This is a genomic window from Niallia sp. Marseille-Q9988, assembly GCF_976954375.1.
Genome location: NZ_CDRJSZ010000001.1, coordinates 364,892 through 376,661, shown reverse-complemented (window position 1 = coordinate 376,661; position 11,770 = coordinate 364,892). Strand labels below are relative to the sequence as shown.

The following is an 11,770-nucleotide window of genomic DNA, read 5'->3' as shown; positions in this document are numbered from 1 at the left end:
ACTCTTTCAAAGATTTGAGAGCAAAGAGAAGCAAGTAGGTCAAGGAAGCTGACGAAGAGATACGCCGCTTATCTTTGGTCGAAACTAAGTTAAGTTAGAAAGGGCGCACGGTGGATGCCTTGGCACTAGGAGCCGATGAAGGACGGGATTAACACCGATATGCTTTGGGGAGCTGTAAGTAAGCTTTGATCCAGAGATTTCCGAATGGGGAAACCCTCTATCCGTAATGGGATAGAATCTTTACCTGAATACATAGGGTACTGAAGGCAGACCCGGGGAACTGAAACATCTAAGTACCCGGAGGAAGAGAAAGCAAACGCGATTCCCTGAGTAGCGGCGAGCGAAACGGGATTAGCCCAAACCAAGAGGCTTGCCTCTTGGGGTTGTAGGACACTCTATATGGAGTTACAAAGGAACGGGGTAGACGAATCGATCTGGAAAGGTCAGTCGTAGAAGGTAAAAACCCTGTAGTCGAAACTTCGTTCCCTCCAGAGTGTATCCTGAGTACGGCGGGACACGAGAAATCCCGTCGGAAGCAGGGAGGACCATCTCCCAAGGCTAAATACTCCCTAGTGACCGATAGTGAACCAGTACCGTGAGGGAAAGGTGAAAAGCACCCCGGAAGGGGAGTGAAATAGATCCTGAAACCGTGTGCCTACAAGTAGTTAGAGCCCATTTATGGGTGATAGCGTGCCTTTTGTAGAATGAACCGGCGAGTTACGATTACATGCGAGGTTAAGTTGATAAGACGGAGCCGCAGCGAAAGCGAGTCTGAATAGGGCGAAATAGTATGTGGTTGTAGACCCGAAACCAGGTGATCTACCCATGTCCAGGGTGAAGTCCAGGTAACACTGGATGGAGGCCCGAACCCACGCACGTTGAAAAGTGCGGGGATGAGGTGTGGGTAGCGGAGAAATTCCAATCGAACTTGGAGATAGCTGGTTCTCTCCGAAATAGCTTTAGGGCTAGCCTCAAGATTTAGAGTATTGGAGGTAGAGCACTGTTTGGACTAGGGGCCCCCATCGGGTTACCGAATTCAGACAAACTCCGAATGCCAAATACTTATTCTTGGGAGTCAGACTACGAGTGATAAGATCCGTGGTCAAGAGGGAAACAGCCCAGACCACCAGCTAAGGTCCCAAAGTATACGTTAAGTGGAAAAGGATGTGGAGTTGCTTAGACAACCAGGATGTTGGCTTAGAAGCAGCCACCATTTAAAGAGTGCGTAATAGCTCACTGGTCGAGTGACTCTGCGCCGAAAATGTACCGGGGCTAAACGTATCACCGAAGCTGTGGATTGACATCTAATGATGTCAGTGGTAGGAGAGCGTTCTAAGGGCGTTGAAGCTAGACCGTAAGGACTGGTGGAGCGCTTAGAAGTGAGAATGCCGGTATGAGTAGCGAAAGATGAGTGAGAATCTCATCCACCGAATGCCTAAGGTTTCCTGAGGAAGGCTCGTCCGCTCAGGGTTAGTCGGGACCTAAGCCGAGGCTGAAAAGCGTAGGCGATGGACAACAGGTTGATATTCCTGTACCACCTTTCAATCATTTGAGCAATGGGGGGACGCAGGAGGATAGGGTAAGCGTGCTGTTGGATTAGCACGTCCAAGCAGTTAGGCCGGTAATGAGGCAAATCCCATTACCACATAAGCGGAGCTGTGACGGCGAGGGAAATATAGTACCGAAGTTCCTGATTCCACACTGCCAAGAAAAGCCTCTAGCGAGATTGATGGTGCCCGTACCGCAAACCGACACAGGTAGGCGAGGAGAGAATCCTAAGGTGAGCGAGAGAACTCTCGTTAAGGAACTCGGCAAAATGACCCCGTAACTTCGGGAGAAGGGGTGCTCTTGCGGGTGCAAGCCTGCGAGAGCCGCAGTGAATAGGCCCAGGCGACTGTTTAGCAAAAACACAGGTCTCTGCGAAGCCGCAAGGCGAAGTATAGGGGCTGACACCTGCCCGGTGCTGGAAGGTTAAGAGGAGGGGTTAGCGTTCGCGCGAAGCTCTGAATTGAAGCCCCAGTAAACGGCGGCCGTAACTATAACGGTCCTAAGGTAGCGAAATTCCTTGTCGGGTAAGTTCCGACCCGCACGAAAGGTGTAACGATCTGGGCACTGTCTCAACGAGAGACTCGGTGAAATTATAGTACCTGTGAAGATGCAGGTTACCCGCGACAGGACGGAAAGACCCCGTGGAGCTTTACTGCAGCCTGATATTGAATTTTGGTACAGCTTGTACAGGATAGGTAGGAGCCTTGGAAGCCGGAGCGCTAGCTTCGGTGGAGGCATTGGTGGGATACTACCCTGGCTGTATTGACATTCTAACCCGCACCCCTTATCGGGGTGGGAGACAGTGTCAGGTGGGCAGTTTGACTGGGGCGGTCGCCTCCTAAAAAGTAACGGAGGCGCCCAAAGGTTCCCTCAGAATGGTTGGAAATCATTCGTAGAGTGTAAAGGCACAAGGGAGCTTGACTGCGAGACCTACAAGTCGAGCAGGGACGAAAGTCGGGCTTAGTGATCCGGTGGTTCCGCATGGAAGGGCCATCGCTCAACGGATAAAAGCTACCCCGGGGATAACAGGCTTATCTCCCCCAAGAGTCCACATCGACGGGGAGGTTTGGCACCTCGATGTCGGCTCATCGCATCCTGGGGCTGTAGTCGGTCCCAAGGGTTGGGCTGTTCGCCCATTAAAGCGGTACGCGAGCTGGGTTCAGAACGTCGTGAGACAGTTCGGTCCCTATCCGTCGTGGGCGTAGGAAATTTGAGAGGAGCTGTCCTTAGTACGAGAGGACCGGGATGGACGCACCGCTGGTGTACCAGTTGTCTTGCCAAAGGCATCGCTGGGTAGCTATGTGCGGAAGGGATAAGTGCTGAAAGCATCTAAGCATGAAGCCCCCCTCAAGATGAGATTTCCCATAGCGTAAGCTAGTAAGATCCCTGAAAGATGATCAGGTTGATAGGTCAGAGGTGGAAGCGTGGCGACATGTGGAGCTGACTGATACTAATAGATCGAGGACTTAACTAAAATGATTACTCAATTTTTTCTTTACTTCATAATCTAGTTTTCAGGGAATAATTTTCTAAAATTATACTTGAAAAAATCTCAAAAATATGTATAATAATATATGTCTTGAGAAAAAGTCTGGTGGCGATAGCGAGAAGGTCACACCCGTTCCCATACCGAACACGGAAGTTAAGCTTCTAAAGCGCCGATGGTAGTTGGGGGTTCTCCCCCTGTGAGAGTAGGACGCCGCCAGGCATACCATATTATTCCGCAGTAGCTCAGTGGTAGAGCATTCGGCTGTTAACCGAACGGTCGTAGGTTCGAGTCCTACCTGCGGAGCCATTATTTCAATTTATATGTTAGCCAAAGTGCTTCCATAGCTCAGCAGGTAGAGCACTTCCATGGTAAGGAAGAGGTCACCGGTTCGAGCCCGGTTGGAAGCTTACGAAAAAAGAAAATATGGCCCATTGGTCAAGCGGTTAAGACACCGCCCTTTCACGGCGGTAACACGGGTTCGAATCCCGTATGGGTCACCATTATGGAGGATTAGCTCAGCTGGGAGAGCATCTGCCTTACAAGCAGAGGGTCGGCGGTTCGATCCCGTCATCCTCCACCATTGTTTTTAAAAAGTTTATAAATTTGTGCCGGTTTAGCTCAATTGGTAGAGCAACTGACTTGTAATCAGTAGGTTGGGGGTTCAAGTCCTCTAGCCGGCACCACTGTTTTTAAATTGTCATTAGTTTGAATATCGGAGGGGTAGCGAAGTGGCTAAACGCGGCGGACTGTAAATCCGCTCCTTCGGGTTCGGCGGTTCGAATCCGTCCCCCTCCACCATTTATCATTGGACAATATTAAAATATATGTCCTTTTTATATTTTTGGGCTATAGCCAAGCGGTAAGGCAACGGACTTTGACTCCGTCACTCGTTGGTTCGAATCCAGCTAGCCCAGCCACGAGCCATTAGCTCAGTTGGTAGAGCATCTGACTTTTAATCAGAGGGTCGGAGGTTCGAATCCTCCATGGCTCATTTTTAAATTAAACCAAACACATAAGTGTTTGGTTTTTTGTCTTTCTATTCACAATATAATAAAGTATTTAAAATGAAAATGGCTCTTTTTAAATGCGTATAAAATGATTTATATTGCTGGTATACATTTTATTTGAATGATGGCTTGAAAAGATACATTAACATGGGTTGCCAATGATCTCACTGTGCGTCTACCTATCTTAGAAGATAAGATTCTTTAATCGTGTTTTTGTTTTTTGAATATTCGCATATATATGCATAGAAATGTTGAGTTGAGTCATCGATTTGGAAAAAGGTACAATATAGGGAAAATAGATAAGCGGTTGGGGAGGATTTTCATGAGAAAGCTGACTATTATTGGTATGCCGATGGATCTTGGACAAATGCGTAGAGGCGTAGATATGGGACCTAGTGCTATTCGTTATGCGGGAATATTTGAAAGATTATCAAAGCTATTTTCTACTATAGAAGATTGGGGAGATATTGCAGTAGGAAGACCAGAAACAATAATAGATAAACAAAGTAATCTTAAAAATCTTCATTTAATAGCAGAAAAAAATCAAATGCTTGCAGAAATGGTAGATAAAATTATTCAATCAAAGTCTTTTCCACTTGTGTTAGGTGGAGATCATAGTATCGCAATCGGCACATTAGCTGGTTTAGCTAAGCATTATAAGAATTTAGGCGTCATTTGGTATGATGCACATGGAGATTTAAATACAGCAGAAACTTCCCCATCTGGGAATATTCATGGGATGCCACTTGCTGCTAGTTTGGGATATGGTCATGAACGTTTAACCAATTTACTAGGAATTTCACCTAAAATTAAACCAGAGCATGTAGTGATTATTGGTGCAAGATCTTTAGATGAAGGTGAGCGCAGGTTAATAAAAGAGTTGGGAATTAAAGTGTTTACGATGCATGAGATAGACCGGATGGGGATGACGAAAGTAATGGAAGAAACAGTTCGTTATTTAAAGGACAAAACAGATGGGGTCCATCTATCCCTTGACCTAGATGGCTTAGATCCTAATGATGCGCCAGGTGTCGGAACACCAGTACCAGGAGGAATAAGTTATAGGGAAAGTCATTTAGCTATGGAAATGCTAGCTGAATCAGGGCTAATTACTTCTGCTGAATTCGTAGAGGTCAATCCTATATTAGATGAAAGAAATAAAACGGCGGCGTTAGCAGTAGCATTGATGGGGTCTTTATTTGGGGAAAAATTACTATAAAGTTTATAGAGGTAACTTTATTCCAAAATCCTAAAAAAGTAGGAATGGAAGTACACTATTTTTCATATCATAAGTGGATTAAATGGAATAAAGTTACCTGATTATTATTTAATAGTTAATTCACTACTTAATTTTTCATATTTATTTAATAGCAAATCTAATTTTGTGCTTATGTCAACAACTGTTGGGTGTGAAAAAGAAGTGGTGTTTGCCAAATAGATCATCATTTCTCGATGTTCTTCAATGTCTTTTAATAGTTTTCTATCACTCAATTGTTTCACCCTCTATATGTTTTTTGATTATTTCTCCATTAAATATAAGCTCCATTAATCCAATAATGCTTGTCTTGATTTTAGCATATTATTACTCTTTTTTATAACCAATTCTAAAAATTTTAAACATTATGTGGCATTATTTGTTAAAATAAGAATGAGTATCCTAAAAAAGATAGATGTGCATTATAGGGAGAATTTTCACTTCTTAAAAAGTGGTATATTTTTTTTGTTCTTTGTTCTACAGATAAATTATTTAATATATATAAAAGTAATATGGAGCGCTCGATTACATGCTGACTCACGCAAATGTAAGGGAGAAAGAGGGAAACATGAGAGCTAAGCTTAGGAGGTCATAAGAGGTCAAATGCTAGGTAATGGAAATGAAAGTTATTTTAAGCAGTTCACCTATAGAAACATAATGAACGAAAACAGTTTATTTTTTTAATACATAATAAAAAATTTTTTAAGAAAAAATGAAACCTTTCCTGCTGTCGATTCGTAAATCGATTAGCCGCACTAGAGCGGAGGTAAATAGATGGAAGCAATCGTAAAAAAAAGGATTCAACAAGTTTTAAAAGGGGATAAAAATGCATTTGGTGACATAATCGAGCTATATAAAGATAAAGTGTTTCAAATTAGTTATCGGATGCTAGGAAATAGGCATGAAGCGGAGGATATAGCACAGGAAGCTTTTATTCGTGCATATGTTAATATCCATCGATATAATATGGAATATAAGTTTTCGACATGGCTATATCGGATTGCAACAAACCTATGTATTGACCGTATAAGAAAAAGAAAGCCAGATTATTATCTTGATGCGGAAGTTCCGGGTACAGACGGCCTTAATATGTATTCGCAAATTCCGTCAGATGGCAGATTGCCTGAGGAAGATGTGGAAGGCATGGAACTACAAGCAATGATACAACAGGAAATTTCAAAGCTTCCTGAAAAGTATCGGGCAGTTATCGTTTTAAAATATATCGAAGAACTTTCTTTAAACGAGATAAGTGAGATTCTGGAGCTTCCTTTAGGAACAGTTAAAACACGCATTCACAGGGGAAGAGAAGCGTTGAGAAAACAATTACGGTATGTCTGATAAAGAAGGTGAAATTAATATGACATGTTCAACAAAGATTATTTCCTATATGCATCAATATCTTGATGAAGAAATAGAAGAAGTGCATTTGAAAGAATTAAAGGAACATTTAGACCAGTGTGAAGAATGTGCAGCACATTTTCATGAACTGAAGAAAACGATCGCATTGGTCCAAAGCACTTCACATATCCAGGCACCAATGAACTTCACGGAGAATATACTTGATAGGTTGCCAGAAGAGCCAAAACAAGTAAGAGTGAAGCGTTGGCTAAGGCACCATCCTATGCTTGCTGCAGCCTCATTATTTTTAATTTTAATGGTGTCTAGTTTAATGTCAGCATGGAATGAGGATCATCAATTTTCTGTTTCGAAACAACCCAATATACTAGTAGAAAATAATACAGCTATTGTTCCAGAGGGAGAAACAGTAAAAGGTGATATTATTGTTCGAAATGGCGATATTAAAATAGAAGGACAAGTTGAAGGAAATGTAACAGTCATTAATGGGAAAAAATATATGGCTTCTGCCAACCAAGTGACTGGAGAAATAAAAGAAGTGAATGAAGTATTCGAGTGGCTTTGGTACCATATAAAGAAAACCGTGACCGACTTTACGGAATTATTTACGAAAGACAATAAAGAAGAAAATAGCCTCCCTGCAATTTGATGATTGCAGGGTTCTTTTTATTATGTAAAGGGATAAATATAACTGCTTCTGAATTACTATATCTCCAAATAAACATACTACTTTTAAATAAGAAGTCCGTTTATCTTTCTGGTAAAAAGAGGGCTAATTACAATGGAGACACATATACTAATTAGTGGACAATGACTGTTTCTTGCCAGTTGGTTGTGCTTTTCTTTGTATTAATTTGAATTGTGTTATAATATGATAATTGTAGGTTTTTCATCCCGCTATATTATCAATATGGAGGGCCATAATAAACTATTTAAGGTAGCAACTTTTGAAATATATACTTTGGAGGAAGGAAAATGTCGTTTGTAGATTTCCCTTTTTTAAAATATTTAGCGAATACAGTAGACATTATCCTTGTTTGGTATGTCATTTATAAAATTTTCACCATCATACGCGGGACAAAAGCTGTCCAGTTGTTGAATGGGATATTTGTTATTCTAATCATAAAGATGTTAAGTGACTATTTCCAATTACAAACATTAGGCTGGATGATGCAGCAGGTAATACAGTGGGGTGCATTAGCACTTATTATTATCTTCCAGGGAGAATTAAGAAGAGCTCTAGAGCAACTGGGGAGAGGGAAATTCTTCTCGAGGTCTGTGGTTCAAGAACATGAGCTACAACAGCAATTGGTAGAGTCCATTGTAAAGGCAGTAGACTATATGGCTAAACGACGTATAGGAGCATTAATTACGATTGAAAGAGAAACAGGAATGAGTGATTACATAGAAACAGGAATTGCTCTTGACTCAAAGATATCATCAGAGCTATTGATCAATATCTTTATTCCGAATACTCCACTTCATGATGGAGCTGTCATTATACAAAAAACGAATATCGCCGCAGCCGCATGTTACCTTCCTCTATCGGAAAGTCCTTTTATTTCAAAAGAGCTTGGAACTAGACATAGAGCTGCCTTAGGTATTAGTGAAGTCACGGATAGTTTGACCGTTGTGGTTTCAGAAGAAACGGGTTCTATCTCTATAACGAAAAACGGCGATTTGCACAGAGAATTAAAACTAGATGCTTTCAGAGATATGTTATCTAGTGCCTTGATAACACCTTCTACTAAACAAACCACTACAAGTAAGTGGAGCTGGAAGGGGAAGAAAAATGAATAAACTGTTTAATCATGTGATAGGTAAAAATTGGTTTACTAAAGTATTGTCGTTGGCTTTTGCCCTCTTACTTTTTTCCTATGTATATGATCCCAACGAAAGTTCAACAGATGTTAACGTTCCTAGTGATTCGGAAACAGCTATTTTAGAGGATATTCCGGTAACGGCGTATTACGATACTGAAAATGTTGTTGTAACAGGTATACCAAAAACGGTTACGGTAACGTTGAAGGGACCAACTGTTCATATACAACAGGCAAAACTCAAAAAGGACTTTGAAGTATATGTTAATTTAGCAAATGCAGAACTAGGTAGTAAAACTGTTCCACTGCAAATAAAAGATTTATCCGAAAAAATTAAAGCTACAATTGATCCAGAAACAATTAAAGTTACGCTGAAGGAAAAGGTAACAGAAGAATTCACCGTGGAAGCTGAATATAGTAGTAGCTCTATTGAGGATGGCTATACAGCTGAAACAGCAATAGTTGAACCAAAAACAATTAAGGTTACAGGAGCAAAAGATGATATAGAGAAAATTGCTTATGTCAAAGCAAATGTAAATCTTGATGGAAACATAAATGAGTCGGTTAGTCAGCAAGCGAAGGTTTCTGTGTTGGATAGTAGTCTGAATAAATTAAATGTGCAAGTGGAACCAGAAACAGTGCAAGTGAATATTCCTGTTAAAAGAACAAGTAAAACAGTACCTATCAATATTGTGGAGCAAGGCACGCCGCCTGAAAATATAACGATTGATTCCATTACATTAGATAAAAAGGAAGCAACCATAAGTGCACCAGAAGATATTTTGAAAGAAGTGGAAAGCACAAGAGTTGAGGTTGATCTAAGTGAAATTGAAAAAGATGAGGAATTAACATTGCCAGTTATCATATCCAACGGTGTAACAGCTGTCGATCCTGAGCTTGTTAAGGTAACGGTGAAAGTAACCGTTACGGAAGAGCAGCAGGATGCGGACGAGGAGGAGCAAGAGAATCAGGATTCAGAGGAAGCCGCAGCTGCTGACAAGATAGAAACCAAAACGGTAAGTAGTGTACCAATTACTGTTCAAGGACTGAATAGTAATCTGGAAGCAACCATTGAGAATCCAAAAAGTAGTAGTACAAGTCTTCGCATTTCTGGAGAGGAAAACAGAATCAGGGATTTAAGTGCCTCTGATTTTAATCTCTATTTAGATTTAACAGGGATGGATGATGGCAAGCACGAAGTACCTATTACAGTAGATGGGCCTGAAGATATAGATTGGGAACTTGCTATTGATACAGCAAGTGTGTCCATTACGAATAAAGAAGCTTAACAGAAAACGTGATCTATTACTAGTTAGAAGGAGCGATATAGAAATGGGTAAATATTTCGGTACGGACGGAGTACGAGGTGTGGCAAATAGTGAACTGACACCAGAAATAGCGTTTAAGCTAGGAAGATATGGTGGTTTCGTCCTAACAAAAGACCATGATAGACCAAAGGTATTAATCGGACGAGATACTCGTATTTCCGGACACATGCTGGAAGGTGCGCTTGTAGCAGGATTACTTTCCATCGGTGCAGAGGTAATGCGCTTAGGTGTTATTTCTACACCAGGTGTTTCCTATTTGACAAAAGCTTTAGGAGCACAAGCTGGAGTAATGATTTCTGCATCGCATAACCCGGTCGCAGATAATGGAATTAAATTTTTCGGTCCTGATGGCTTTAAGCTCTCAGATGAGCAGGAGTTAGAAATTGAAGCACTAATCGATAAAGAAGAAGATACATTGCCTAGACCAACTGGTGCTGACCTTGGTCAGGTGGATGATTATTTCGAAGGTGGTCAGAAGTATCTACAATTTTTAAAACAGACAGTGGATGAAGAATTTGCAGGCATTCATATTGCCCTAGATTGTGCACATGGAGCAACATCATCCTTAGCAATGCATTTATTTGCAGATTTAGATGCTGATATTTCTACAATGGGTGCGTCACCAAATGGCTTAAACATTAACGATGGAGTAGGTTCTACACATCCAGAGGCACTAGCTAAATTTGTTTTGGAAAAAGAAGCAGATGTCGGATTAGCCTTTGATGGTGATGGAGATCGTTTGATAGCTATAGATGAAAATGGAGATATAGTAGATGGCGATCAAATTATGTATATTTGTGCAAAATATTTAAAAGAGACAGGAAGACTAAAAAATAATACAGTAGTATCTACCGTAATGAGCAATCTAGGCTTCTATAAGGCGTTAGAACAACATCAAATCACAAGCATTCCAACTGCTGTTGGTGATCGTTATGTAGTGGAGGAAATGCGTAGTAACGGCTATAATCTTGGTGGAGAACAGTCAGGACATATCATTTTTCTTGACTTCAACACAACAGGTGATGGTCTTTTAACTGGATTGCAATTGGTTAACATCATGAAAGTTACAAAGAAAAAATTATCCGAACTTGCAGGAGAAATGAAAAAATTCCCGCAAAAATTAGTGAATATTAGAGTCACGGATAAATTCCATGTCACAGATAATGAAAAAGTAAAAGAAGTTATTGCTAAAGTGGAAAAAGATATGAATGGAAATGGTAGAATATTAGTTCGTCCTTCTGGAACAGAGCCACTTGTTCGTGTTATGGCTGAAGCTCCAACAGAAGAATTGTGTGAGGCTTATGTGAATGTCATTTCTGAAGTAGTTAAAGAAGAAATGGGTTTGCCAGAAGAATAAGCGTATAATAACAAGGAGCTTATACTAATATCTATGCAATTAGGAACGAATTTAGCACGGTAGAATACATTATTAGGGTGAAGGACATTTCAGAAGGAATGTTATTCACCCTATTATTTTTCCACTTTCGTGTCGGAAATGTATCCTACTTCACTTAGTGAAATAAAAATTTACGATTTTGTCATAGGAATGTATTTGACGGAAAGATTCTAGGTAGGGTATGATTAAATTGCTTTTTGAAAAAGCGAAACTATGAACAAGGAGGATAGGAGTGAAAATAGGAAGTGAAGCGCCTGGACTAGTGATGGACGACACGAAACTAGTTGACGAGGAGGAGGTTTATCGATTTTTCGGCGGATGCCTCCCGGTTGTGTTAGCCAATCGTAAGTACTACTTTAAAACATTAAGGCAACTTAATGCACAAAGAGTAGGGCATGCTAACAACAAGAGCATTACTTTTAAGTAGTATCGTTTACATTGTTCCGTTTATATATGCTTATCCGAAGGGAATAGAAGCATGGATGGGAAAGTAACAATGGATAGTGATAAGACTTATAAAAAAATAATCAGAGGTAAGGGAGCAAGTTTGTTCCCTTAAATAGTGACTTCT

At 40.8% G+C, this 11,770-nt stretch carries 7 protein-coding genes, 8 tRNA genes and 2 rRNA genes; 16 read left to right on the top strand and 1 reads right to left on the bottom strand.

Features of this window, described 5'->3' with window-relative positions; translation table 11 throughout:
* Positions 1-87: 87 nt before the first annotated feature.
* From ACWNMZ_RS01850 to rocF, 11 genes are all read left to right on the top strand, one after another.
* Positions 88-3,022, top strand: a 23S ribosomal RNA gene (locus ACWNMZ_RS01850).
* 116 nt (positions 3,023-3,138) lie between these two features.
* A 5S ribosomal RNA gene (gene rrf, locus ACWNMZ_RS01845) occupies positions 3,139-3,256 on the top strand.
* Positions 3,257-3,268: 12 nt separating this feature from the next.
* Positions 3,269-3,343 (top strand) — tRNA-Asn (locus ACWNMZ_RS01840).
* 28 nt (positions 3,344-3,371) lie between these two features.
* A tRNA-Thr gene (locus ACWNMZ_RS01835) sits at positions 3,372-3,444 on the top strand.
* 18 nt (positions 3,445-3,462) lie between these two features.
* A tRNA-Glu gene (locus tag ACWNMZ_RS01830) sits at positions 3,463-3,537 on the top strand.
* Between the two features lie 4 nt (positions 3,538-3,541).
* Positions 3,542-3,617: transfer RNA gene (locus tag ACWNMZ_RS01825), tRNA-Val, on the top strand.
* Positions 3,618-3,644: 27 nt separating this feature from the next.
* Positions 3,645-3,720: transfer RNA gene (locus ACWNMZ_RS01820), tRNA-Thr, on the top strand.
* A 31-nt stretch (positions 3,721-3,751) separates the two neighbouring features.
* Positions 3,752-3,835: transfer RNA gene (locus tag ACWNMZ_RS01815), tRNA-Tyr, on the top strand.
* A gap of 44 nt (positions 3,836-3,879) precedes the next feature.
* Positions 3,880-3,954: transfer RNA gene (locus ACWNMZ_RS01810), tRNA-Gln, on the top strand.
* A gap of 1 nt (position 3,955) precedes the next feature.
* Positions 3,956-4,028: transfer RNA gene (locus ACWNMZ_RS01805), tRNA-Lys, on the top strand.
* Between the two features lie 338 nt (positions 4,029-4,366).
* Positions 4,367-5,263, top strand: coding sequence for an arginase (gene rocF / locus ACWNMZ_RS01800; RefSeq protein ID WP_109769470.1), 897 nt, complete (start codon positions 4,367-4,369; stop codon positions 5,261-5,263).
* Positions 5,264-5,367: 104 nt separating this feature from the next.
* Here the strand turns inward: rocF and ACWNMZ_RS01795 are convergent, their stop codons facing one another.
* A complete protein-coding gene (locus ACWNMZ_RS01795; protein WP_441994403.1) occupies positions 5,368-5,544 on the bottom strand; it encodes an aspartyl-phosphate phosphatase Spo0E family protein in 177 nt (58 codons plus the stop codon).
* A 529-nt stretch (positions 5,545-6,073) separates the two neighbouring features.
* Between ACWNMZ_RS01795 and sigW the strand changes: the two genes are divergently transcribed.
* The 5 genes from sigW (at position 6,074) to glmM (ending at position 11,160) form a co-directional block, all read left to right on the top strand.
* Entirely contained in the window at positions 6,074-6,637 is a 564-nt protein-coding gene (sigW, locus tag ACWNMZ_RS01790) for an RNA polymerase sigma factor SigW (RefSeq protein WP_031540064.1), read from the top strand.
* A gap of 19 nt (positions 6,638-6,656) precedes the next feature.
* Positions 6,657-7,304, top strand: a complete 648-nt coding sequence (locus ACWNMZ_RS01785; RefSeq protein ID WP_109769476.1) for an anti-sigma factor family protein — start codon at positions 6,657-6,659, stop codon at positions 7,302-7,304.
* A 326-nt stretch (positions 7,305-7,630) separates the two neighbouring features.
* Positions 7,631-8,455 (top strand): diadenylate cyclase CdaA, encoded by an 825-nt coding sequence (cdaA, locus tag ACWNMZ_RS01780; RefSeq protein ID WP_031540062.1) that lies wholly within the window; start codon positions 7,631-7,633, stop codon positions 8,453-8,455.
* A complete protein-coding gene (locus ACWNMZ_RS01775; protein ID WP_109769471.1) occupies positions 8,448-9,764 on the top strand; it encodes a CdaR family protein in 1,317 nt (438 codons plus the stop codon). The genes cdaA and ACWNMZ_RS01775 overlap by 8 nt, the downstream gene beginning before the upstream one ends.
* Positions 9,765-9,807: 43 nt before the next feature.
* Positions 9,808-11,160, top strand: coding sequence for a phosphoglucosamine mutase (gene glmM, locus ACWNMZ_RS01770; RefSeq protein WP_109769472.1), 1,353 nt, complete (start codon positions 9,808-9,810; stop codon positions 11,158-11,160).
* Positions 11,161-11,770: the final 610 nt, after the last annotated feature.